General features: G+C 35.2%; 23 protein-coding genes and 1 riboswitch. All 23 genes read right to left on the bottom strand.

The window, feature by feature from the left end:
• Positions 1–101: 101 nt before the first annotated feature.
• The 23 genes from eno to BLV68_RS09335 all read right to left on the bottom strand — a co-directional run bounded on the left by eno (position 102) and on the right by BLV68_RS09335 (position 26260).
• Entirely contained in the window at positions 102–1394 is a 1293-nt protein-coding gene (gene eno, locus BLV68_RS09445) for a phosphopyruvate hydratase (RefSeq protein WP_093753180.1), read from the bottom strand.
• Positions 1395–1626: 232 nt separating this feature from the next.
• On the bottom strand, positions 1627–3162 hold the full coding sequence (gpmI, locus tag BLV68_RS09440) for a 2,3-bisphosphoglycerate-independent phosphoglycerate mutase (RefSeq protein ID WP_093753178.1): 1536 nt from the start codon (positions 3160–3162) through the stop codon (positions 1627–1629).
• 15 nt (positions 3163–3177) lie between these two features.
• Positions 3178–3924, bottom strand: coding sequence for a triose-phosphate isomerase (gene tpiA, locus BLV68_RS09435; RefSeq protein WP_093753176.1), 747 nt, complete (start codon positions 3922–3924; stop codon positions 3178–3180).
• A 12-nt stretch (positions 3925–3936) separates the two neighbouring features.
• Complete coding sequence (locus BLV68_RS09430) at positions 3937–5130, bottom strand: phosphoglycerate kinase (protein WP_093753174.1); 1194 nt, start codon at positions 5128–5130, stop codon at positions 3937–3939.
• 107 nt (positions 5131–5237) lie between these two features.
• Positions 5238–6242 carry a type I glyceraldehyde-3-phosphate dehydrogenase gene (gene gap, locus BLV68_RS09425; protein WP_093753172.1) on the bottom strand — a complete coding sequence of 335 codons (1005 nt, stop codon included), beginning with the start codon at positions 6240–6242 and terminating at the stop codon, positions 5238–5240.
• A 37-nt stretch (positions 6243–6279) separates the two neighbouring features.
• Positions 6280–7311 (bottom strand): sugar-binding transcriptional regulator, encoded by a 1032-nt coding sequence (locus BLV68_RS09420; protein ID WP_093753170.1) that lies wholly within the window; start codon positions 7309–7311, stop codon positions 6280–6282.
• Positions 7312–7582: 271 nt separating this feature from the next.
• Positions 7583–8962 (bottom strand): RNA polymerase factor sigma-54, encoded by a 1380-nt coding sequence (gene rpoN / locus BLV68_RS09415; RefSeq protein WP_093753168.1) that lies wholly within the window; start codon positions 8960–8962, stop codon positions 7583–7585.
• 134 nt (positions 8963–9096) lie between these two features.
• A complete protein-coding gene (locus tag BLV68_RS09410; protein WP_093753338.1) occupies positions 9097–10056 on the bottom strand; it encodes an ABC transporter permease in 960 nt (319 codons plus the stop codon).
• Positions 10046–11158, bottom strand: a complete 1113-nt coding sequence (locus BLV68_RS09405) for an ABC transporter permease (protein WP_093753166.1) — start codon at positions 11156–11158, stop codon at positions 10046–10048. Before BLV68_RS09405 ends, BLV68_RS09410 begins: the two co-directional genes overlap by 11 nt.
• Entirely contained in the window at positions 11145–12653 is a 1509-nt protein-coding gene (locus tag BLV68_RS09400; RefSeq protein WP_093753340.1) for an ABC transporter ATP-binding protein, read from the bottom strand. The genes BLV68_RS09405 and BLV68_RS09400 overlap by 14 nt, the downstream gene beginning before the upstream one ends.
• Positions 12654–12755: 102 nt before the next feature.
• Positions 12756–13853 carry a BMP family lipoprotein gene (locus tag BLV68_RS09395; protein WP_200773738.1) on the bottom strand — a complete coding sequence of 366 codons (1098 nt, stop codon included), beginning with the start codon at positions 13851–13853 and terminating at the stop codon, positions 12756–12758.
• A gap of 213 nt (positions 13854–14066) precedes the next feature.
• The gene (gene grdD / locus BLV68_RS09390; RefSeq protein ID WP_093753164.1) at positions 14067–15251 is read right to left on the bottom strand and encodes a glycine/sarcosine/betaine reductase complex component C subunit alpha; all 1185 of its coding nucleotides are present in this window, start codon (positions 15249–15251) and stop codon (positions 14067–14069) included.
• Between the two features lie 10 nt (positions 15252–15261).
• On the bottom strand, positions 15262–16806 hold the full coding sequence (gene grdC, locus BLV68_RS09385; protein WP_093753162.1) for a glycine/sarcosine/betaine reductase complex component C subunit beta: 1545 nt from the start codon (positions 16804–16806) through the stop codon (positions 15262–15264).
• An 82-nt stretch (positions 16807–16888) separates the two neighbouring features.
• Positions 16889–18199: a glycine reductase complex selenoprotein B gene (grdB, locus tag BLV68_RS09380; protein ID WP_093753160.1), complete on the bottom strand. Its 1311-nt coding sequence runs from the start codon at positions 18197–18199 to the stop codon at positions 16889–16891.
• A 32-nt stretch (positions 18200–18231) separates the two neighbouring features.
• Entirely contained in the window at positions 18232–18711 is a 480-nt protein-coding gene (gene grdA / locus BLV68_RS09375) for a glycine/sarcosine/betaine reductase complex selenoprotein A (RefSeq protein ID WP_093753158.1), read from the bottom strand.
• A 36-nt stretch (positions 18712–18747) separates the two neighbouring features.
• Entirely contained in the window at positions 18748–20034 is a 1287-nt protein-coding gene (locus BLV68_RS09370; RefSeq protein WP_093753156.1) for a glycine/sarcosine/betaine reductase component B subunit, read from the bottom strand.
• 69 nt (positions 20035–20103) lie between these two features.
• Positions 20104–20421 (bottom strand): thioredoxin TrxA, encoded by a 318-nt coding sequence (trxA, locus tag BLV68_RS09365; RefSeq protein WP_093753154.1) that lies wholly within the window; start codon positions 20419–20421, stop codon positions 20104–20106.
• A gap of 23 nt (positions 20422–20444) precedes the next feature.
• A complete protein-coding gene (trxB, locus tag BLV68_RS09360) occupies positions 20445–21383 on the bottom strand; it encodes a thioredoxin-disulfide reductase (protein ID WP_093753152.1) in 939 nt (312 codons plus the stop codon).
• Between the two features lie 386 nt (positions 21384–21769).
• Positions 21770–21875: riboswitch (glycine riboswitch) on the bottom strand.
• 105 nt (positions 21876–21980) lie between these two features.
• Positions 21981–23591, bottom strand: a complete 1611-nt coding sequence (locus BLV68_RS09355) for a Na/Pi cotransporter family protein (protein WP_093753150.1) — start codon at positions 23589–23591, stop codon at positions 21981–21983.
• A gap of 91 nt (positions 23592–23682) precedes the next feature.
• Positions 23683–24150, bottom strand: coding sequence for a tRNA (cytidine(34)-2'-O)-methyltransferase (locus BLV68_RS09350; protein WP_093753148.1), 468 nt, complete (start codon positions 24148–24150; stop codon positions 23683–23685).
• A 14-nt stretch (positions 24151–24164) separates the two neighbouring features.
• Positions 24165–24995 (bottom strand): Cof-type HAD-IIB family hydrolase, encoded by an 831-nt coding sequence (locus tag BLV68_RS09345; protein ID WP_093753146.1) that lies wholly within the window; start codon positions 24993–24995, stop codon positions 24165–24167.
• Positions 24996–25062: 67 nt separating this feature from the next.
• Entirely contained in the window at positions 25063–25587 is a 525-nt protein-coding gene (locus BLV68_RS09340) for a methylated-DNA--[protein]-cysteine S-methyltransferase (RefSeq protein WP_093753144.1), read from the bottom strand.
• Entirely contained in the window at positions 25580–26260 is a 681-nt protein-coding gene (locus tag BLV68_RS09335; RefSeq protein WP_093753334.1) for a DUF2225 domain-containing protein, read from the bottom strand. The genes BLV68_RS09340 and BLV68_RS09335 overlap by 8 nt, the downstream gene beginning before the upstream one ends.
• Positions 26261–26271 lie beyond the last annotated feature (11 nt).

The raw sequence follows: 26271 nt of genomic DNA, 5'->3' as shown, positions 1-26271 counted from the left end.
ATTGCCATAAACAAGAATATTTTAACATAGAGACTATATAAAATCAATAGCTTTAATACTTACCACCATTAGCAAAAGAAATAGTAAGGTTAAACACCTTACTATTTCTTTATGTTATAGAATGCTTCCTTTCCTCTGTACTCACTAACTTCTCCAAGTACGTCTTCTATCCTTAATAATTGATTATATTTTGCTACCCTATCCGTTCTAGAAGGAGCTCCTGTCTTAATTTGACCTGCATTTGTAGCAACTACTAAATCTGCTATTGTAGTATCTTCTGTTTCTCCAGACCTATGGGATACTACAGCAGTATAACCATGAACTTTAGCCATTTCAATTGTGTTTAAAGTTTCAGTTAATGTACCTATTTGATTTAGCTTTATTAGTACTGAATTAGATACTCCCATTTCAATTCCTTTTTCTAGACGTTTTGTATTGGTTACAAATAAGTCGTCACCAACCAATTGGATTTTATTTCCTAATCTTTCAGTTAATTTTTTCCAACCTTCCCAATCGTCTTCAGCTAATCCATCTTCTATAGATATAATTGGATATTTTCTGACCAATTCTCCGTAATAGTCAATCATCTCATCAACATTTAGTTCTCTGCCTTCGCCTGCAAGTTTATAAATTTTCTTCTCTTCATCATATATCTCAGTAGCTGCTACATCTAGTGCTAAGTATACATCTTCTCCTGGTTTATATCCTGCTTTTTCGATAGCTTCTACTATAGTTTTTAAGGCTTCTTCATTGCTGGATAGGTTTGGAGCAAATCCTCCTTCATCGCCTACGGCAGTATTTAATCCCTTGCCCTTTAACACAGAACGTAGACTGTGGAATATTTCTGCTCCCATTCTTAATGCTTCTCTAAAGTTTACTGCTCCTACGGGCATAACCATAAATTCTTGAATATCTACATTATTGTCAGCGTGTTTTCCACCATTTAATATGTTCATCATAGGAACTGGAAGTACTTTAGCATTTACTCCACCAATATATTTATATAGTGGAATTCCTAACTCCTCAGCAGCAGCTCTTGCTACAGCAAGAGAAACTCCTAGTATAGCATTAGCTCCTAATTTACCTTTATTCTCTGTTCCATCTAATTCTATCAAAAGTTTGTCTATTCCCACTTGATCAAATACATCCATTCCAATTATTTCCTCGGCAATTATATTGTTAACATTATCAACAGCTTTCATAACACCTTTGCCTAAATATCTTTCTTTATCTCCATCTCTTAATTCCACAGCTTCAAAGGCACCAGTACTTGCACCTGATGGTACTAAAGCTCTACCATGAGCCCCAAACTCTGTCCAAACTTCCACTTCTACTGTAGGGTTTCCCCTTGAATCGAGTACTTCTCTTGCGTATACATCTGTAATCATGCTCATCTTATATACCTCCTTCTTTTATCGATGCACAATTCACGATTGATTGGGTCTAGCTCTTGGAATTTTGGTAAAAACTAAGTATCTTCTTAAAATCCCAGAAACTAGGCAATAGAAAATTGTGAACTGTGCAATATGAGTTGTAAATTGCTTAAGTTCATTGTCAATTGCTTAGTATGCAACCAACTGGTTATTTACTTTATCCATATTCATTACATTAAGTTAGGTTAAGTTATTAATTCTTAATTATAAGACTTTCGCCAGTCATTTCCTCTGGCTTTTCCAAGCCCATTAGGTCTAGTATGGTTGGTGCTATATCTGCTAATATTCCTTCTCTTAAGCTCATATTCTTATCCCCTACTAGAATCAACGGGACCATATTAGTAGTATGGGCAGTTATTGGTTTTCCATTACTCTTATCCTTCATCATTTCTGCGTTTCCATGGTCTGCGGTAATTATGGCCTTACCGCCTATTTCAAGCAACAAGTCTACTATTTCACCCAAGCAGGAATCAACAGTCTCTACCGCCTTAATTGCTGCTTCTACTACCCCTGTATGCCCAACCATATCAGGATTTGCAAAATTCAATATGATCAAATCGTACTTATCCATTTTCAACCTATTTAATACTTCATCTTTTACCTCGATAGCACTCATTTCTGGTTTTAAATCATAGGTGGCTACCTTTGGCGAAGGGATTAAAACCCTATCTTCATTCTTGTAGGGTTCCTCTCTGCCACCATTAAAGAAAAAGGTTACATGGGCATACTTTTCGGTTTCTGCTATTCTCAATTGATTAAGACTTAGGTTACTTACGTATTCACCTAATGTATTTTCTGGTTTTTCTGTTTTGAATACAACATTTACATTTTTTATAGTCTTATCATATTCTGTCATGGTCACAAAGAAAGTATCCACCCTTTTGTCCCTATTAAAACCATCAAAATCCTCATCAACTATGGCTCTTGTAATTTGACGAGCCCTGTCTGGCCTAAAGTTGAAAAATATTATTGAATCTCCATTATCTATAGTAGCCATAGGTTTCCCATTTTCTAGAATTACAGTAGGAATTACGAATTCATCATTTATACCCTCATTATAGGATTTTTCTACTGCTTCTATGGGGCAAGTATCATTCTTGCCTAATCCTAATACCATTGCATCATAGGCAAGCTTTGTCCTTTCCCATCTTTTATCCCTGTCCATTGCATAGTATCTTCCAGATACAGTTGCAATCTTTCCTACTCCAATTCTATCTATCTCTTCTTTTAATTCTGTTAAATGTTGCTTCCCAATAGTAGGAGGCACATCTCTACCATCTAAAAAGGCATGAATATATACGTCTCCAAAACCTTCTCGTTTACATAGTTCCAATAAAGCATATAGATGGGTATTATGGCTGTGGACACCTCCATCTGATACTAAGCCCATAATATGGAGCTTAGAACCGTTTTTCTTTGCATTGTCAATGGCCGATAAGAATTCTTCTTTTGCAAAGAAACTTCCATCTTCAATGGACTTGGTTATTTTGGTTAATTCTTGGTATATGATCCTACCAGAACCAATATTTAGGTGCCCCACTTCTGAATTTCCCATCTGACCTTCTGGCAATCCTACAGCTAAACCACTAGCACTTAATCTGGTATTTGGGTACTCTTTTAACAATCTATCGAAATTAGGTGTTTTAGCTAGATATATTGCATTGCCTTCATACTCATCTCCAAGCCCCCAGCCATCTAATACTATTAACATTACTGGCTTTTTATTCATATTTACATCCCCCATCTAGTAATTTACAATTTTAACAAAATCCTCTGCAATAAGACTAGCTCCTCCTACTAAAGCTCCATCTATTTCTTCCTTTGCCATAAGTTCTTTTATATTGCTGGGCTTTACACTTCCACCATATTGGATTCTGAGAACTTCCTTAATTTCTTCTTCATATTTCTCTCCTACAACTTTTCTAATAAATCCACACATATTATTAGCATCCTCGGATGAGGCAGTTTTGCCAGTGCCTATAGCCCATACAGGTTCATAGGCAATAACAACGTTTCCTATATCTTTCTTTGCAACATCTTCTAATGCCTTAAGGAGTTGCCTTTTAACTACCTCTTCTTCCTTACCTTCTTCTCTTTCTTCTAATGTTTCGCCCACACACAATATAGGTTTAATACCATGTTTTAACGCAGACTTTACTTTTTTGTTTACCGTTTCATCTGATTCACAAAAGTATTGCCTTCTCTCCGAATGCCCTATAATACAATAGTCTACTCCTATCTCCTTTAACATCAACGGAGACACTTCGCCAGTATAAGCTCCATTATCTTCCCAATGCATATTTTGAGCTGCCACTTTAATGTCCGTTCCTTTTAAAGCTTTTTTTACTTCCATTAAACTGGTAAAGGGAACTGCTACTACTTTTTCTACTTCTGCACTTAACTTACTATTTAATATAGCCTCTATCAATGCAAGGGATTCTGATATGGTATTGTTCATCTTCCAGTTCCCTGCAATTATAGGAACCCGCATTATTTTACCTCCTTATTTATCATCAATAGCATCAATTCCAGGTAATACTTTTCCTTCTAAAAATTCTAAAGAAGCTCCACCACCTGTTGAGATATGGGTAATCTTATCAGCATAACCTGCTTTTTCAACAGCTGAAGCACTATCTCCACCACCAACAATAGTTATAGCCTCTGTTTCTGCTAATGCCTTAGCTATTGCATCTGTTCCTTTCTTGAAGTTTTCCATTTCAAACACGCCCATTGGTCCATTCCAAACTACAGTCCTTGCTTCTTTAATCTCTTTTGAGAATAGTTTAACAGTCTCTTCTCCTATATCTAATCCCATCATGTTCTCTGGAATACTGTCTATTTTTACAGTCTTAAACACTGTATCATTTTTGAATTCTTCGGCTACAACTACATCCACAGGCAATAACAACTTCACTTTTTTCTCTTCTGCCTTTTTCAACAAATCTTTAGCCAAATCTACTTTATCTTCTTCTAAAATTGAAGTGCCTATTTCATAACCTTGAGCCTTTAAGAAGGTATAGGCCATTCCTCCTCCGATTAGAATGACATCTACCTTGTTCAATAAATTCTCTATAACTCCAATTTTATCAGATACTTTAGCTCCTCCCAATATAGCAACAAAAGGCCTTTCTGGATTTTCTAAAGCCTTACCCATTATGGATATTTCCTTTTCTACTAGATATCCTACTGCTGAAGGCAATTGACTCGATAAACCTACATTTGAAGTATGGGCCCTATGTGAAGTTCCAAAAGCATCATTTACATATATATCTCCAAGGGAAGCCAATTCCTTTGCGAAACTCTCCTCATTCTTTTCTTCTTCTTTTCTAAATCTGGTGTTTTCTAAAAGCACCACATCTCCATCCTTCATATTGGATACTATTTCCCCTACCTTATCGCTTACAACTTTATCTTCTTCAGCAAAAATTACTTCCTTGCCTAGTAGTTCCGATAGCCTTTTAGCAACAGGTTGCAAACTGTATTTAGGATTGGGCTCTCCTTTTGGTCGACCTAAATGGGACATCAATATTACCCTTGCTTTATTATCAATTAAATATTTTATAGTTGGTAAAGAACTTACTATCCTTCTATCATCAGTAATATTTCTATTTTCATCCATAGGAACGTTGAAATCACATCTTACCAATACCCTTTTGCCTTCTACTTGTAAATCTTCTATAGTCTTTTTATTTAACATAGTATCACTCCTTTAAGATCATTATTTAACATTTATATAAAAAGGAGTCTTCCCCATGATTAATGAATTTCTGTAATTTCACTAATCATGGGTGAAGATTTTCTACATTACTTATTTGCTACTAATTTTGCTAGGTCTACTACTCTTTTTGCATATCCCCATTCATTGTCATACCAAGCTACAACCTTAACCATATTCCCTATCACCATAGTGGATAGAGCATCTACTGTAGCTGAATGTGGATCGCCTTGATAATCTCTGGATACTAGAGGCTCTTCAGAATATGCCATTATGCCCTTTAATTCACCTTCTGCAGCCTTTTTCAATGCTGCATTAACTTCTTCTACTGTTGTTTCTCTTTCAACTTCAAATACTACATCTACTAAAGAAACTGTTGGTACAGGAACTCTAACAGCAAATCCATTTAATTTACCTTTAAGTTCTGGCAATACTAGAGCTACAGCTTTTGCTGCTCCAGTAGTAGTTGGTATCATGGATTCTGCAGCTGCTCTCGCTCTTCTTAAATCCTTATGTCTCTTATCTAGGATTCTTTGGTCATTAGTATAAGCATGTATAGTTGTCATTAAACCTTTCTTTATACCAAATTCATTTAGTATAACCTTTGCTACTGGTGCAAGGCAGTTTGTAGTACAAGATGCATTAGAAATGATATGATGGTTTTCTGGGTCATACTTATCTTCATTAACTCCCATCACTATGGTGATATCTTCATTTTTGCCAGGTGCAGTTAAAATTACCTTCTTAGCTCCTGCATCAATATGCTTTTGTAGTCCATCCCTATCTCTAAAAGCGCCTGTTGAATCAATAACTAAATCTACTCCTAATTCTTTCCAAGGAATTTCAGATGGGTCTCTGTGGGCTATTACCTTAATCTTCTTGCCATTGATAATTAATCCATCCTCCGCTACTTCCACTGTGCCATTGAATTTGCCATAAAGGGAATCGTATTTAAATAAATGGGCTATAATGTTTAAATCCCCTGATGCATTTAGTGCAACCAACTCAAAATCATTTATATTTTCTTCTGCATAAATCCTTAGGAAGTCTTTTCCCATTCTTCCAAATCCGCTTAAACCAACCTTCATTGTCATAAATATTCCTCCTTAATTATATTTATATTGTAAGCTACTAAGTAGCTTTTTTAACCAATTGAATTACCTTTCTTGCTGCCCCTTCATCGGTTACCAATGTAATATCCTTCCTTAATGAAGTAACAGCTATGATTGCCTCAGCTTTATTCTTGCCTCCAGCAACCCCTATTACCCTTTGAATTTTATAAAAATTGTCCAAAGAGATACCAACAGTTAATGATTCATATATATCATTACCTTCAATATCAAAATAATGGCCAAAGGCTTCTCCCACTGCCCCCTTTTCTATTATCTCAGAAATTAGAGTTTCAGGTAGTTGCCTTCTCCTTGCCATAACATCAGATCTGCCAATTCCAAAAATTAATATATTCATTTGGTTTATCAATTCTATTACTTCCTTAATATCTGTAACCTTTAATATGGCCTGAAAAGTCATTTCATCTAAATTATCAGGAGTATGGAGAAGTCTATAGTTTGCTTGTAATTTTTTTGCTAGCTTTGCAGCAATGCTATTTGATTGGGTCTCTACATCCTTGCCTAAGCCTCCTCTAGCTGGAATTACCAATACATTTTCTGCAACTTTTCCTTCCGGCATCTCTTCTGCTACCTGTGCCATAGTGGTTCCGCCTGTAATACCTATAATTGAATTATCTGCTATTAGTCTTCTAAGACATAAAGAAGCTGATTTTCCCATATCCTTTAACACCAAAGGATCTAAATCCGAATCTCCCGGAACTATAATTACATTGTCTAGGGCTAATAACTGTTTTAATTTTACTTCTAAATTTGTAATTCCTCTTAGTTCTCTCATTACAGCCTTTAAACTCTCTAAGGTTTTTATCCCATCTTCTGTTACATACATACCCATACTTTCTATATTCAATAATCCTAGTTCTTTTAAAATATTTACCTCAGTTCTTATAGCTCTTTCACCAATATTAAGTATCTGGGACAGCCCTCTTCTACCAATTGGCTGATTATAATAGACATGGCGCAAAATATTATATCTTATCTCTAGAATATCTGATATCTCTGGAGCTATTCCCTTTAGTAATCTAATCAAATCCATTTAAACACCTCTAAAAACAAATCACCCATAGTATATGATAAAAGGATTAAAATAATCTAGTGGGTCTTTTTTTGTCCCTAATATATGTTTTTTGTCCCGCTTGCTTCAAAAAAATAGAATATTTTTCTATACAATTATATTATAATCAAATGTTTATTAATTTTCAAGAAAAAATCAAAAAAGCCCAATAATTAGCTCTATTCAGAATGACAGTTTTTACGCCATGCTGCTTATAAAACTCTACCATCCTGAAAGATGCTAAGGGGCTCTATCAATATCTTTTTCTTATGGAAGAGGAAGGTATTCCTAATTCATCCCTATATTTAGCAACAGTCCTTCTTGAAATATTTATACCTTTCTTTTTTAAAATATCAGATATTTTCTGATCGCTATAAGGTTTTTTTGGATCTTCTCCGTCTATAATCTCTTTAATAACCGCTTTAATACTAGTTGACGATACTTCTCCTTTATTAGTAGATAGACTACTGGAAAAAAAGTACTTTAATTCAAATAATCCTCTTGGAGTCTGAACATATTTTCCACTAGTTGCTCTACTTACCGTTGACTCATGCATATTTATATCATCAGCAACTTCTTTTAATGTTAAGGGTTTTAAGGCCTTTTCACCCTTTTCAAAGAACTCCCTTTGAAATTTCAATATTGATTCTACCACATTATATATTGTAGCTCGCCTCTGTTCAATACATCTAATAATCCACATTGCAGCATTTAATTTTTCGGAAAGATATTCTTTCGCTTTTGGGTCATTGCCCTTTCTTATCAATTCTTTGTAAAAGTTATTGATGTTTAACCTAGGACCAGTTACATCATTTAAAATTATTACATATTCACCGTCAATGTATTCAATTGTCACATCGGGAGTTATATATTTTACCTGGTCAGAATTGTCAGAAAAAGCCCTCCCGGGTTTGGGCTCCAATGTCCTAATATAATCGCTAATATCCTGTACTTCCTTTAAATCTAAGTTCAATTCCTTTGCTATTTTTAATAACCTATTATGGGCTATATCTTCTAGATAATTCTCAATTATCAGTTCTATATTTGGGTTATTTAATCCACCTGCTCTTACCTGAATTAATAAACACTCCTTTAAATTTCTCGCTCCAACTCCTAAGGGTTCAAAAGTTTGTATAAAAGATAAAACGCTTTCCACTTCTTCAACTTCGACCCCTAGGACTAAAGCTACCTGTTCTATATCTACCATTAGATACCCATTATCATCAATGGCTTCTATCAGCACTTCTCCTATTCTTTTATACCTATCATCCAAATGTGATACATTTAATTGGAATAATAAATTATCCTTTAGAGAAGGTGAAAAACTGATAAAATTTTCATAGTTATATTCTTCAATATTTTTGTCCTTTTCTGGCCTATAGCTAAAGTCATCATATTTATCAATAAATTCCTTCCAATCTATTTCTTCCCCTTCACTATTTAAATCGTCTATACTCTCGAATTCTTCAATTATATTATCTGGTTCTAATAAAGGATTTTCCTCAATTTGCTGTTTTAAATATTCATTAAGTTCCTGACAATTGAATTGCAGTAGCTGTATAGCTTGTCTTAGTTCTGGAGTCATAACTAATTTCTGTACTTGTTCAAGAGCTAGGTTATAACCCAATTTCATTTAGCTCACTCCCACTATTTGATAGTATTAATAAATTTATATTATTCTGTCAATACTATTATACCAGAATATTCGCTTAGATACAAAAGCAATTAAATATCGACAAAATAAGATTAGCCCTTAAAGGGCTAACCTTATTCTTTTTCATAGGGAATACCACTGGCTTTAGGTCCTCTTGCTTCACCTACAAATCCCATTAATACGACTAAGGTAATAATGTAAGGTAGCATAGCCAACAATTGGGAAGATATGTTTAAGCTAGTACTGCCTAAGTAGACTACCAGCCCTTGTGCTGCACCAAATAACAAACAGCCCAACATAGCCCCCTGAGGTTTCCATTTCCCAAATATCATAGCTGCTAATGCTATAAAACCTTGGCCTGATATTAAAGCCGCTCTATAATTCGATATTACAGCTATGCTCATAGCTGCCCCTCCAAAACCTGCTAGCACGCCTGATAGAATTACAGCTAAATACTTTATCCTATAAACGTTGATACCAAGGGTATCTGCAGCTCTTGGATGCTCCCCAACCGAGCGTATCCTAAGTCCTAATTTAGTTTTATACAAGAAAAACCATACAGCTAAGACTAGTAATAGTGCAATATATACTGTAGCATATTGGTTGAAAATAGAATCTAATGCATCCACTATTCTCGCCATAGTTGGGTTTGTGGGAGATATAGATGAAAATAACCCATTTAATGGTCTAGGTATTTTATTGTCTAAATCTAAAGGTATAGTCATAGCTGCACCATCAAAAAATATCTTAGTTAAGAATATTGATAATCCTGGTCCTATAAAATTTATCGCAATCCCTGATACTACATGGTCTGCTGTAAAAGTTACACAGGCAATAGCATGTAGAAGAGCTAAAAGTCCGCCCGCAATTCCTGCCGCTAAAAATCCAATCCAAGGATTTTGTGTAAAATAGGCTACAGTTGCTCCTGCAAAAGCACCTATAGTCATCATACCTTCTAGGCCTATATTTACTACTCCTGCATTTTCAGATAGAACTCCACCTAAAGAGGTGTATATTAAAGGTGCTGAATACATTAAGGTAATTCCAATTATCACTCCCAAATCACTTAGCATTTTCAATTTCTACACCTCTCTTTCTACTTCTAAAAGCCGCTATAATATTTATAAGCTTTGGCATAGCTATAAACATTATGATCACGCCAATGGTTATGTTAATGACTTCTATAGGTGCTCCCATTGTTGGTTGTAACTTACTTCCACCATACTTTAAACCTCCAAATAACAAAGCTGCTGGTATACAAGCAAGTGGATTACTATTTGCTATTAAAGCTACTGCCATCCCATCGAATCCATAACCTTCCATAGTTGCTAATATGGCAGTTTCCTTGGATACCCCTAAAACTTGGGTAGCACCAGATAGGCCAGAAATGGCTCCTGCTATCATCATTGCTAAAATAGTATTTCTCTTTATATTGATACCCCCATATTCAGCTGCATCCTTATTGAAGCCTACAGCCCTTAATTGATAGCCTAAAGTGGTGTGCTTTAATATATACCATATCAATATAGCCACCAATATGGCGATAATAATTCCGAAATTCACAGGAGGATTTAAAAAGTCTTTTAAGAAGGTATTGTTTGCTAAAAAGGCCTTACCTGCATCTGAGGTTTTCCACTTCTCTAGAATTTGGATACTTGCAGTATCTAATATCCTTTCTGAAGCATCCCTATTTGGTCTTTTGAAAGGTTCCCAGAAGACCATGAAATTACTAAAATATAAGGCTATCCAGTTCAACATTATTGTCGTAATAACCTCATTGATTCCAAATTTAGATTTCAGGAAGCCTGCTATTCCACCCCATAAGGCTCCAGCTAAAATTCCAGCTAATAAGGCCACAATGGGATGAATTATTGGAGGTAGATGAAAAAAATAACCTACCAATGTGGCTACCAAACTTCCAAAAATAAACTGACCTTCAGCTCCAATATTAAACAGTCCCGTTTTGAAGGCAAATGATACAGAAATTCCCGTAAGTATAAGAGGTGTAGACCTTATTATAGTCCATGAAATATACTTAGGGTTGCTAAAAACACCCTTAAACATTATCTTATACGCTTCTATGGGATTAAAACCGGTTATTGATAGAGCAATTCCTCCTATTACCAATCCTAGTAAAATGGATATAAGGGTTATCACAAATTTATTTCCTTTCATCCTCTACACCTCCTCCAGCCATTAAGAATCCAATGGTTTTTTCATCTGCATCCTTCTCCGCTATTATATCTACTATTTGTCCATCGTAGATTACTGCTATCCTATCAGATAGATCTAAAACCTCATCTAGTTCAAAGGATATTAATAAAACAGCTTTTCCTTTATCTCTTTGTTCCACTAAATATTTATGGACAAATTCTATAGCTCCAACATCTAGCCCCCTTGTAGGCTGAACAGCTAATAACACCTCAGGATCATTAGTAATTTCCCTTGCTAAGATGACTTTTTGTTGATTCCCACCAGACAGGGCTCCTGCAGTTAGCTTATCATTTCTTGGTCTTACATCAAATTTCTCCATTAGTTCTACAGTAAACTGACTGATATTTCTATGATTTAATCTACCCTTTCTAGAGAAAGGTTCTTTATGGTAATTTTCTAATATCATATTTTCTGCCACAGTAAAGTCTAAAACTAAACCTCGTTTTTGCCTATCTTCAGGAATGTGGCTCATTCCACTCTCCATTATTTCCTTTGGTGTTAAATTTGTTATATCTTTGTCCTGTAATATTACTTTTCCACTTTCCACTTTTCTAAGACCGGTCAATGCTTCTACTAATTCCGATTGTCCATTTCCATCTACACCTGCAATTCCTAGTATCTCACCTTTGTGCAGTTTTAGCGACAGATTCTTTACGACATCTAAACCTCTATTATCCTTAACGGTAAGATCCTCTATTTCTAAGATGACATCACCTATTTCTGCAGGCTTTTTATCTACCTTAAAACTTATTTCCCTACCTACCATCATGGATGCCAACTCTTCTTCTGTCACATCATCTACTTTTACAGTACCAATTTTCTTTCCTCTTCTAATTATGGTACAGTAATCAGCAGATTGCTTTATTTCCTTTAATTTGTGAGTGATTATTATAATCGTTTTCCCTTGCTTAGTTAAATTCTTCATTATTTCAATTATTTCTTCTATTTCCTGAGGTGTGAGCACTGCTGTAGGTTCATCTAGTATAAGTATATCTGCTCCTCTGTATAGGGCTTTGAGAATTTCTACCCTTTGTTGCATTCCAACAGATATATCTTCTATTTTTGCATCAGGATCTACATACAAGCCATACTTGCTTGAGAGTTCCTCTACTTCTTTCCTAGCTTTATTGATGTCTACAACACCAAACTTCCCAATTGGTTCCATTCCTAATATTATATTTTCCACTACGGTAAAGTTGTCCACCAACATAAAATGTTGATGTACCATGCCTATTCCATTTGCAATCGCTACATTTGGGTTTGATACCTCTACTTTCTTACCATTTATAAATATCTCTCCTGAAGTAGGCTGATATAATCCGTAGAGGATATTCATCAAGGTTGTTTTTCCAGCCCCATTTTCGCCTAGTAATGCATGAATTTCTCCCTTATGGACAACTAAATCTATATTGTCGTTTGCGACAAAATCTCCGAACTTTTTAGTTATATTTTTCATTTCGATAACCTTGGTATTATAGTCAATATTGTTCACAGGGCTCCTCCTATCTAATCTAGTATTAAACAGCTCAGACCTATTGCCTGAGCTGCTTAAACTTTTTTATTTTAATGAATCTATAAATTCTTTGTAGGTTGCTTCATTATATGGAACTACTATTTCTCCATCGATGATCTTTTGCTTTAATTCTTCAACTGCATCTAATATCTCCTGTGGTACGTGTTTATTTGATGAAGGTGCAATATCTACTGCTCCACCATCGGCTAAACCATAAGTAATAGTTTGTCCACCTGGGAACTTGCCTTCCACTAAATCTTTTACAACATTATAAACACCAACATCTACACGTTTCATAGCAGAGGTTAATACATTGTCTGGGGCTAGATAATTTTGATCTCTGTCTACTCCTATAGCCCATTTACCTTGCTCTTTAGCAGCCTCGATTACTCCTGTTCCAACATCTCCAGCAGCATGGAATACTATATCTGCACCTTGTTGGTACATCTGCTGAGCAATAGCCTTACCCTTAGCTACATCGGAGAAAGATTCAGCATATTGATTAAGCACTTCTATTTCCTTTCCTAACTCATGTGCTGCATACTGTACTCCAGCTTGATATCCATAATCGAATCCCCAAATTATGTCTCCTGCTATACCTCCAACGAAACCTACTTTATTAGTTTCTGTCATCCTTCCAGCAATATATCCTACTAGGAAGGAGGGTTGTTCTGCCTTAAACATAACACCTACTACGTTATCTGGAGTATTATCTCCAAAGGAGTGGTCTACAATTGCATATTTTTGATCTGGATTAGCTGTAGCAGCATCTAATACAGCATCTGCTAATTTAAAGCCTATACCCCAAATGAGATCGTTTCCAGCATCTAGAAGAGTTTCAAAGTTAGGCGCAAAATCAGCATCTTGTTGAGATTCTTGGTAAGAAACTTCAATTCCTAGTTCTTCTTGGGCTCTTTGCAAACCTTCCCATGCTGATTGGTTAAAGGATTGGTCATGAACTCCACCTTCATCTGTTACCATAGCTATTCTTATTGGTTCGCTTGCTGGTGTATTCTCAGCTTCACCTTGATCTTCTGTTTCTGTTGGCCCTTCTACTTCTGAAGGCGTGTCAGAACTTGAACACCCAACAACAGTAAAAACTAAAATCCCTATTAGCAGTAAAGCTAATAATCTTTTTTTCAATTTTAACTCCCCCTTTTTTGTAATAGCTTAAATATTTTATATCCTCATATATAGGTTATTTAAATATAAAATACCCTATACATGGGACAAAAAATAGATTTTATATTTAATAGCTGCTAACATAAATATTATATAATAATAAACTGTTTTTATCAATGTATAAAGCATATAATAAAAATTAAGAAACTCCAAGAACTTGGAGTCTTGGAGTTTCTAGCAAGGATTAGAATTATCCGCTACATAACCTGCTTTAGACAATATTTCAATGGCCTTTGCCAGTTTTTCCTCATTTACCATTACAATGGGGCCTGTACAACCCATTCCAGATTCTGCATAGATGCCTTCTTTCCATAGAACTCTTACAGCATCTTCTAAATCCATTATATCTATACCGGAAATAGTTCCTGTCACAGTTTCTGCTGGTGGTGCTACTATTTCCTCATCTTCATCTGCAGCTCTCTTAGTATCCTTAGTTAATCCCTTTAATATCTCCTTCAATCCTGCTTTATTAGCCTTTTCAAATTCTTCTTTAACTATTTTCTTTAAATTGCCTTTAATTAATCGTGCACCATAACTAATAGCATTGGCAACTACAGGGATTCCTGATGCTCTTGAAAGGATTAATATTACTCTTTCATATCCTTCACCAATTCCTGGACCATAGCCATAGCCTAAGGATTCATAGCTTCCACCAGTTGTATAGGATGAAAATACTTTCATCAATATATTTCCAGTTAATGTGTCGGTAACCATTACATCTGGTACTCCAGCTAGTAAATCATTACCTCTCATTACACATCCACCATCGGATCTCATGGACTCAGTTAAATTGATTTCATAGCCGTTATTGATCAATTCTTTAAAGGCTCTTTCAACTTGTCTTGCACCATCTACATTTAATATTCCAACAGTTGGATTTTTAACCCCCATAGCCTTTGCTGCTATTATACCACTAATCCCATTTATAACCATAGCCTCGACCCTATGAGGTGATGAGGTCCCTGTAGTAGTTGCAATGGTCATCTCCTTACCCTTACCTGGAGTTATCACCCTACCTACAGTAGAAACTCCTATTGGGAAACTATAGTGCATTGTAACACAAGCATCCAGATCGCCACTATCCAACATTTCTTCCATTATCTTGTAGCCTTCATCTTCCGAATCAACTACAACTTGAGTTAATTTTGAATCAACCTTTGGTCCAATTAATACTACCTCTATGGATGGATCCCTTTCTTGAGCTATTTCTGCACCTTTAACCAAATTATCTACACCATGTTCACTTCCCAAGGTAGTTAAACCAACTCTTACCTTCTCACCAAATTGACCAGTTTCAACTGCATCTGCAATATCGGAAAATACTTTTCCAATCATTTGTTTAATATTCTTTTCCGCCATTTTATCACCTCTAATTCTGAAGTAGATGAGAAGCAAAATCTCTCATAGCTTCAGCTACAAGTTTTCTAACTTCCTCTTCAGAGATACCTTTTTCTTCTTCTGCCTTGCCTGGATTCCTTTCCATTACTATAGATACTCCATCAAATAAATTAGTCATTCTTCCTAAGAATAGACTACCCTTTCCAACGATCATGGCTCTATTTATTTTGCCTTCCAACATATCTTCTCTAGCAAATCCTACATAAGGTACTCCTGATGGAATATGCCCTTGTGTTGGTGCCCAACCTTCCATTCCATGTTCTAGAATGAAATCATTTATTTGTGCTCTTTCAATATCTTTTCTCATTACACCCAATGCACCTATCATCTTGTAGTTTGCATTTGGCACGTCTCCAGCTCCTGCCGGCTTAGTTACATCTGGATTTTGCATCTCAACAGAATATCTATCTATATCAGTTATCTTTAAGTTACCCTTTTCTAATGGTGCAGTAACTAAAGCACTCATTACTGCTTGCGGTGAAGAACCTGTACCAACAGTATGTCTTCCTATTAAGTCAGTTCTTAAAATTGGATTTACACCATCGTTTTCCGATACAAGAACTGCAAAGCCACCAATTACATCTTCAAGGATTGGCATGTCCTTCTCTACGTGGCTCTTTCCATTCATACCTAACTTAGCAGTAGAACCACCAGCTATAACAACTACATTCTTGAAAGCCCCAGACTTAACTAAAGAAGAAGCTACTATCAAAGCATGAGTTGGAGCCGCACAGAATCCTCTAGTATCTGAACCAGTTGCATTTTTGAATCCAACTAATTCAGCTATAGATTTAGCAAAGTTTCCTCCACCCCTTTGATTCATATCTCCACAAGCTTCTTCTGAACACTCTATAACATACTCTACATCATCAGGATTGAAATCATTTTTAGCAATTAGGTTTAATCCAGCTAAAATTGCAGAAGCTTTAGATACTAGATTTTCAAATATAACATGTGCACTTAGATTTTCATCAACATCATGGGCCCTCTTTACACAGCCTACAGTCTTACCACCTGTAATTAGAGGTTCTGCACCTTGTTCATTTATTAACTTTTCAATTTCCTCTAGCTCATCTCCAGTTTTAAGTCTGGATATTAAATCTTCTCTACCCTTTAGTATTGGATGAACTTCAAATTTTGCCTTCACTTCTTCAGTGAACTCCTTAGTTAACTTAACTAAATCGAACACATCTGCTATTTTAATAAGTCCAACAAACTCATCTTCAGGCATTATTTCTCCATATCTACCAAATCTTTCTGCATCTTTTAATGGATTTTGATACCAAGGTTGAGGGTGGTTTCTTAAATCGTCTGGTCTATAGTTTCCTATATAAACTTGGTTTGGTAAATAGTTTACAGCTTCTTCAAAACTACGTAAATGGTTTGGTAACTTTTTTAGATATTCGGAATCTGGGTTTATAACTCTTTCTGTAGTTTGGGTAGTTCCATTATGGATAACCATATCTTCAGCATGAACTAAAATATAACTAGTTCCTTTTACTACAGGATAATTCATATTTACACCTCCAAAAATTATATCATATTTATTTTTATACTTAAAATGGGTGATTTTCATCACCCATTTTAAGTTTTATATACTAATCTTCAAATACTGTTTGACCATCTACTTCGGTTGTTAAAGCCTTTAATGCTTTTTCAACTAAAGCTCTTCTTAGAGCCTTTTCTTCTTTAGGATCTAAGCTTGGATTTCCTAGTGGGTGAGGTATAGCAATCGTTGGTACAATCCTATTAGCCCCTACAGTAAGTGAAATTGGCACTACAGTACACATGTGAACTACAGGTATTCCTGCTCTTTCTATTTCTTTTACCATCGTTGCACCGCAACGTGTACAGGTACCTCAGGTGGAAGTTAGTATAACTGCGTCCACTCCGTCTTCCTTTAATTCCTTACCAATTTCCTCAGCAAACTTTTTAGCATTTGCTACTGCAGTACCATTACCTACAGTAGTATAGAAGTATCTGTGAAGTTTGCCGATCTTTCCTTCTTTTTCCATTTCTCTTAGTACATCTACTGGAATAACCCTGTCTGCATCTTCATTTGCATAAACTGGGTCATATCCACCGTGAGCTGTTTCATGAGTACTGCTGGTTAAATTATCAAATTCTGCTATATCATATTTGCCATATTTGGAGGCTGATGAGGATTCAATGTGATCAGGATTTCCTTTTGGTACTATACCACCAGATGTTACTATAGCAATAGTAGCCTTTGTTATATCCTTAACTGCAGGATTTGGGTCAACCCTGTCAAAGTCTGGCATTGGGAATTCAGTAACGAACTCTTCTCCTCTAAGTTTCTTGAGTAACATCTCAACTGCTCTTTGAGAACCCCTCTTATCGGTAAAGTAATTCTTCCTAATTCCTCTTGGTATATAACCTTCTTCTTCAGGAGTACTTACTTCCTCACCTTTAGCTAATTTCAATGCCAATGGGACCATTTTCTTAACAGCATCCCTCATTCCTGCAGCAGAGTTCTTGGTTGATACTATATATACGTTCTTCTTGAACATATCTGCTCCAGGGTTTTCAACATACATTCCAGTTAAAGAAGGGATTCCTAGTTCATTTTGTACTGCATCTGCAATTGTACCACAGGCCACTCCATATCTTCCAGCATTAAAAGCTGGTCCAGCTATGAATAGGTCTGGTTCATATTTCTTAACCATCTCTAGTATTTCAGCTTTTGCTTCTTCAACATTTTCGTTGAAATAGCTGTCACCACAGATGACAGTTGCAACTATTTCAGCCTCTCCTTTAAATCCTGTATTTATAGCCATACCTGGTCCAACAATTTCTTCTCTAATTTCTGGCTTAATATCTGCTTTTTCTTCGCCGCCAATTCCAGCAAAGAATTGATTTATATAATGAACAACTTTAATTTTAGCCATTAATTTCCCCCCTCTCTTTTTTTCATCGGGAACTAGTCATTGTATTTACCGTATTCTTCTCTTATACCTTTTACTTCCTCGACTATTTCATCAACATTTAGAACCATTTCCATCATACCAATTTGTTCATCGTAAACAGCTGGGTCTACTGATTCTTTGAATTCTGGTTCTACAGCATGATATACTCTAAGTCCTAACTGGACTCCTGCCAATGGACCTGCAAAAGTTGGGTCTCCTGCAGTTACTGTTTCAGCTGCTAATCCAGCTGCTTCAGCTTCTGCTCCACCTATTAATACGATTATATTTTCTGGGCCGTATTTTTCAGCCAAATCTTTAACCCTCTTTTGATTTTCTAGGTCCATTGCTCCTGCGGCAGTTCAGACAAAGCACTCAGTAGATGAGAACACTACTTCAGCTTCTGTAGTCTTAACACACTCTTCGATGGCTGGTCCTGGTATGCCATCTCTATCACCAATGATGATGACTTTCTTACTAGCATCAAATAGTGACATTTCTACACATCCTTTCTTTTATTATTTTGATTTATATTAATATCCTCTTGCTGACATCTTGTTAAATCCTATTTCATTTGTTGCGCCTGTAATAGCTTGTAGTTCAACTAATATTGAACCATCTTCTCTAAGGCTTCCATCAAAACCTCCAGCAATAATATCTACATATTCTAATGAACCAATTATTTTATCCATTGGAGGCAATTCTATAAGTTCATTAGCATTTCCTCCAGTTACTACTGCATTTGCTGATGGATGAGCATCTGCTAATGATTGGCTAGCACCGTCTCTACCTGCATATTCGTCAGTAATAATAACTGTTTTGATGCCTTTTTCTTCAATCTTTCTACAGTTCATAATTAAGTCAGTATCTGGGTTTCCAAATCCTTCTTGTGAGATTATAACACCATCTAAACCTAGATACTCAGCTAATTTAGCTGTCCAGTTTGATGACCTTTCCTTATCAGCTAGGTACACATTTTCATTGGTGATTATAACTCCTACGAAGTTAAGCTCTTTACCATGAACTGCTAATAAGTCGTGAATAACTGGATTGTTCATTTGATGGTAAGTTGTATTCTTGTCGCATGCAGATACACAGTTACCACTTACGATTGCACCGTCCATAATTTCAGTTGGGTACATTATGGTTGGTACTATTTGCTTAGCATCTACCCCATATACATAGGTATCATGAAGTAACCCTTGCGTTTGAAGCATTTGAACATATCCTATCTTTGGAAGATCTGGATATTTCCTAATGCTTTCTAATAGAGTATCTACTTCATATACTTCTACTTCATCCGGAGTAAGGTTTCTAGCTGCTTCAGCAAGATAAGCTGCTGCTTTAAAGCCTGCTAATCTTACAGCTCTTTCATGGTCGTGTTGCTTTAATCCATCAACAGGTTCGCATTTTAATACTACATTCACAGTTTTTGAGAATGGAGTATATTCTGCTCCTGGTCCTGTCATGTCTACAATACCTTCTTGGAAACCTACTATCTTCCCAGTAGTCATAACTGTACAACCTTTTAGTACATGGGTCTTTCCACTTCCTACCACATCAACCTTGGATAGTATTCCTGGGAAAACTCCTCCTGGTCCTTCTACCTTAACTCTTGGTTCAACTACATCCTTAACAGGAGTAATTCTTACACTTTCACCTGGTCTTGCAATGTCCACGTCTACCTCTTTTAGGTGCTCGTCTTCCTTAATTAGTGCAATTAATTCTTCTTTATTTACATATAGCACCCCATTTTCAACTTTGGTTTCATTACCAAATTGAGCATCTTTAATAAACACATGGCCTAATTCAAGACGCATATAGTTCACCTCCCCTTATTATTGGAACATCTATTTTAACTCTGGGGAAAAGCCCAGAATTAAAATCAATTAAACATACTTTTTAACCATTTCTTCTACAGCAGTTGCTGTTGCTTCAGCTTCAGCTAATCTTTCTACTTCTTCTCCATCCTTATAGATAACAATAGCTGGTAATCCCATTACTTTTTGCTTTATTGCTAGTCTCCTTGCTTTTGTAATGTCTAATGAACAGAATTTGACCTTATCACCATACTTTTCTGCCATTTCTTCAATATGAGGCATTAAAGCTTTACAAGGTTCACAAGTTGGTCCCCAATAATCCACTAATACTGGTCCTTCTGCCTTTAAAACCTCTTCTTCAAAGTTATCTCTAGTTAACTCTACCATAAGTATCCCTCCTAAAATGTTTTTTAATCATTAAAAGTTTCATTTATATATTTTTCAGCCTGAACAGCTGCTATTGCTCCATCGGCAGTTGCTGTAACAACTTGTCTTAATGATTTTACCCTAACATCGCCTGCAGCAAAAACTCCTGGGATATTAGTTCTCATTTCTTCATCAGTTACTATATAACCATCTTTCATTTCTACTTTGCCTTCAAATAGATCAGTAGCTGGTATAAATCCAATGAATGGGAATATTCCAAAAGTTCCATCCTCTTCATCCGCAAATATTTCCTTAATTTCTCCAGTTTTTACATTTCTAACAACCATGGACTCAACAATTCCATCGCCTTTTATTTCTTCTACTACAGTATCCCACATGAATTCTATCTTATCATTATTAAAGGCCTTTTCTTGGATGGATTTTGCAGCTCTTAATTCATCTCTCCTGTGGATTATTGTAACTTTTCTAGCAAACTTAGTTAAGTACATTCCCTCTTCTACCGCAGTATCTCCTCCACCAACTACATAAACTTCCATATCTTCAAAGAAGGCCGCATCACATGTAGCACAATAAGAAACTCCTCTACCTGTCAATTCTTTTTCTCCAGGACAGCCTATTGGTCTTGGATTTGCTCCTGTTGCAATTATTACGGTTTTAGCTTGATACTCGCCCTTTTCTCCTTTTATTACTTTAATATTGCCTTCTAATTCTACCTCTTTAATTGTGTCAATAACCCTTTCAGCTCCAAATTCATCTACCTGTTCCACCATTCTAGCTATAAGGGTTGGCCCAGTGGCATTTTCAATGGAGCCGGGGTAATTTGCTACTTCTGCAGTTTTAGCTATTTGTCCCCCCGCCTTTTCCTTTTCCACTATCAAAGTCTTTAGCCTAGATCTAGAAGCATATAATCCAGCAGCCAAACCTGCAGGACCCGCTCCTATTACAACAACATCATAAATCATAGTTTTTTCCTCCTTTAATAATTATAATAATCCTTTACTTAAATTTAGTTAAAATAATCCGGGACTGCTAATTGATAATACTTCTATCATGACTTGCATCTTGAAAAGTTAGATTCCCACTTTAGCTATGTAATCCCCCATCTATTCTGCAGAAAGGCAATTTATGAGAAATACTTCTATTAAAAAGATAATAAAATATTTTCCATAAGGCAAGATTTGTTTATTAAAACTCATACATTAATTAGTTTACCCTAAATTACATTGATTTAAAACATAAAAAAACAGAATAGAAGGAAACACTAGCTGCCCTCTACTCTGTCAAAAACCTGAGAGTTTCTCCATTAATAATGGATTGCTCCTTCGGTGCTTATCGCTTTTCAGAGTTTCGTCAAAGTACGGTTCTTTTGCCTGAGATCGTCATCATAAAATGGCAAGTTTTATGACTTAATCCTTCGGCGCCAAAATAATTTTGGTCTCTCCCGCACTTTTCATCCGATATCCTTATTTTGTTGTTTTTTTCACATTCCATGGCTATTATATTATAATTTTTTTATAAAGACAATACTTTTTATAAAAAAATTTAATGTTTAAATTTTTTTAATTTTTTAACTCATCCAATACGTATAAGGCTATATTTGACGAATGGTCCGAAACTCTCTCAAAATTGCTCAACAAATCCAAAAACACTGCTCCAGAACTTGGTAAACATAAATGTTTATTTAATCTTTGTATATGACCTTCCCTATATTCTTTTTCCAAAGCGTCAATTTCTTCTTCTATCTTAAGCACATCCCTTGCCTTGTCTAAATCCGCATCCTTCAAAGCCTCTAAAGATTTAATAAACACTTCTTGACCTTTAGATGAAATAACTTTGAAATCTCCGATAGCATCTTCTGAAAAATCCAACTCATCATCTATTGCTGTTTGAGCTAATTCTGCAATGTTATCTGCGTGGTCTCCCACTCTTTCTATATCATTTATAACGTTTATCAATATACTCACCTGGGCATGCTGTGCTTCTGTTAATGGAGCATTAGAAAGTTCTACTAGATACTCAACTATGTCGCTTTCTAATCTATTAATAATTTTTTCTTGATTAAACACTTCCTGAGTTAATTTTTCATCCTTATTCAAAAATGCATTTGTAGCTGTTTTTAAATTGTCTGCTACTATTTTGCCCATTCGAAGAACTTCTTTAGTTGCTTGCCCTAAAGCAATTGAAGGAGTCTCAATTATTCTTGAATCCAAAAACTTTAATCCTGCCTCAGTTACCTCTTCCACATCTCCAGGAACTATTTTCATTGCTGCTTTTACCAATAAGTTAGAAAAAGGAAGCTGGATAACTACATTTATAAGATTAAACAATGTATGGGCATTAGCAATTTGTCTTTTAATATCGTATGGGGAAATTTTTAATACTAAATATTGTATAGGATTCTTAAGTATAGTGACGAATATGATAGTACCAATTAAATTGAACAAAAAATGTAGAACCGCAGCTCTTTTAGCAGTCTTATTAGCTCCTATACTGGAAATTAATGCTGTAGTTGTAGTTCCTATATTATCTCCAAATAGTATGGGAAAAGCTATATTTATATTTATAAGCCTTTGGGAAGCTAGCGCCTGCAACAATCCTATAGAAGCACTACTGCTTTGCAAAATAGTTGTTAATCCTAAACCAACTAATATTCCCAAAAATGGATCTTCTAATCTAATCATTATATTCGTAAATACAGGATTGTCAGCTAATGGTTTCAGCCCACTGCCCATCATATCCATGCCTATGAAAAGAATCCCAAAACCTATCAATATTTCAGCAATACTCTTTGTCCTTTTTTTCGATGCTACTAACCAAGTTCCAACTCCTGCAGCCACGGCTAATGGTGCAAAATCCGTTAAGTTAAATGCGATTAATTGGGCCGTCACAGTAGTACCTATGTTAGCACCAAAAATTACCCCAACAGCCTGGTGCAAAGTCATAAGGCCTGCATTAACAAAACCTATTACCATTACTGTAGTAGCACTACTACTTTGAATTATCATAGTAACTATAGTGCCTACCAAAACGCCCATTAGCCTATTATTAGTCAGTATCTCAATCAATCTCTTTAATCTTTCTCCTGCAGCTTTTTGTAAGCCTACACCCATTATATTCATACCATATAAAAAAAGTCCTAACCCACCTAATACTGGTAACGCTATATCCATCTGTATCCTCCTACCTAAGTAGATTTTATTATAATACTAACCCATCAGAAAGCCAACAATCATCTAATGAAACCATGATTCTTCCATGATGTTATTCTAACTGTGGGAAATCTAACTGCCTTAATGCCTCAAATAAAATGATATTTACAGAATTGGCTAAATTAAGTGACCTTTTTATGCCCAATTTCATCGGAATCCTAATAGTTTTATCCCAGTTTCCATCTAAAATTTCTGCCTGAAGACCTTTTGTCTCTTTCCCAAAAACGATAAATGAGTTCTCTGGATATTTAACTTCCGTATATTTATGTAATCCTTTTGTAGTAGCATAAAAGAAAACTTCATTTTTGTATTTGTTTTTAAGCTCAAAAAAGTTGTCATAGTAATGAATCTCTACTAAATTCCAATAATCTAATCCTGCTCTTTTTAAATGTTTATCCTCTACAGAAAACCCTAAAGGCTTAACTAGGTGAAGTGTTGTGTTTGTTAAAGCACATGTTCTAGCAATATTCCCAGTATTCTGTGGTATTTCAGGTTCAACAAGAACTATATTTAAGGTCATACTATAACTCTCCTCTACAATTGATTTATCACATATTTTTCTATCGCCTTCGCCACTCCATCTTCATCATTAGTATCTGTAATTATATCCACATAATCCTTAATATCTACAGTTCCATTTTTCATACCAATTGCCAGCCCTGCAACCTTAAACATGGAAATATCATTTTCATTATCTCCTATAGCCACTACCTCTGATGCAGCTATATTCAATTCTTTTATCAAGTATTCTAATGCAGTCCCCTTTGACACTCCTTCACTCATCACTTCGATATTGTTATACCAAGAACTAGATATGCTGATTCCTTTTATTTGTTTTAGTTTTTCCCTAAAATTTAAAAGCTTATCCCCACTCTCATCTATAAACACAAATTTATAAATAGTTGGTCTATTGTGTTCTAAAATATCCATAGGGTTTTTAAATATTTCTATCTCTATGCCCTGTTTTACCCAATCTTTTTCATAATATTTATAATAGTCAAAACTTTCACTTCCACATTTCCTTAAATAGAATGTATATTTGTCATAAAAATAATAATAAATACTGTTTCTTTCTGCTAACTCAACTATTTCTTTTGCAGTATTTACATCCATCGAATTCTCATATATAAAATCTTGTCCCTTTAAACAATAAATTAAAGCACCATTACAAGCAATAACATGATTATTCAACCCTAGGTTTCTGCTAAAATATAAAGCTGAACTTAAAATTCTCCCAGTAGATAAAACAATATGAATTCCCTTTTTCTTAGCTCTTAATAAAGCATTTCTATTCTTATAAGAAACCTTCCTTTCACTATTAAGAAGCGTCCCATCCATATCTATGGCTATTAATTTATACTTCATCTGATTTCCTCCTATTCTGTAGCCAAATTTAATATACCATAAAAAAATAATTAGTCAATAAAAAATTTTATTGACTAATTAAATTCAAATTATCCCTTTCTAACTTTAATAATCTTTCCTTCATTGCAATTCCAGCTCCAAATCCCACTAAACCTCCATTAGAACCCATCACCCTATGACAAGGGACTACTATGAGAATAGGATTCTTATTCAATGCACCTCCAACAGCCCTATATCCTTTCGGGTTGCCAATCTTTATGGCTAAGTCCCTATAACTTATCGTTTCTCCATAAGGGATATTTAACAGCTCAAACCACACTCTTTTCTGGAATTCCGTTCCCTGTAGGTCTAGAGGAAGAGAAAACTTTTTCAATCTCCCTTTTGAATATTCTATTATCTCTTCATGATAATGATGCTCATCTCTATCTACTTTAATTGCTTGTCCATATTTATTATTTATGTGCTGAATGATGCTTTCCATATCCTCTGCCAACGAGAGATTTACTATACCCTTTTCAGAAAAAAATATAACTAATCTTCCTAATTCCGTATCAAAATCATAGTATTTTATGAGTTTCTTATAACTATTCATTCCTAGTTAACCTCCATTGTTCCCTAACCATCTTCTCTAACATGGGACTAGATTTAATATCAGGATTAGAAATAACTCCATTAAACCATTTGAACGCTTCCTCTTTATTGCCAAGCCTTCTATTTATTTCTCCCAACAAATAAGCTAGTTTTATTTCATCCCTTTTAGCTCCTTTAGCATTTACTAATGATTCATTGTAATAGCTGTATTCATATAAATCTTTAGTAATTGATAAAAATCGTATCTCTTCTTGATCACCTTTAATCCTGTAAAGCCATGCTATGCTATGTGCTAAAGTACCTAATTCAACTTTATCATAATCTAATACTTGTCCAATATAAAAAGCTAATTTATAAACAACTATTGCATCGTCAATGGATCTTTCTCCCCCATAACTCCTTTTGCTCCATTTAGAAGCTACTTCTTCCAGTAATATCTTTTTATCTCTTGCGGAAACAGAATCAAATCTACTTTCTGTTGCAGCATAACCACAGTTAGGGCAAAGAAATACATTATAAATAAGAGGATTCTCACCCTCATAATAGGAGAGTAGGTCCTCATCTCTCTTAATTAATTTTAATCGGGAAATTCTAACCTTCTTAGTTGCAAACTCCTCATTACAAACAGGACATTCCAATTTCTTATCATATAATAACTCATTTAATTCTGTCACAATAATTCCTC

The sequence above is a fragment of the Tepidimicrobium xylanilyticum genome, assembly GCF_900106765.1.
Lineage (GTDB): Bacteria > Bacillota > Clostridia > Tissierellales > Tepidimicrobiaceae > Tepidimicrobium > Tepidimicrobium xylanilyticum.
The sequence above is the reverse complement of the archived record's forward strand: the minus strand, read 5'-3'. Positions and strand labels throughout refer to the sequence as shown.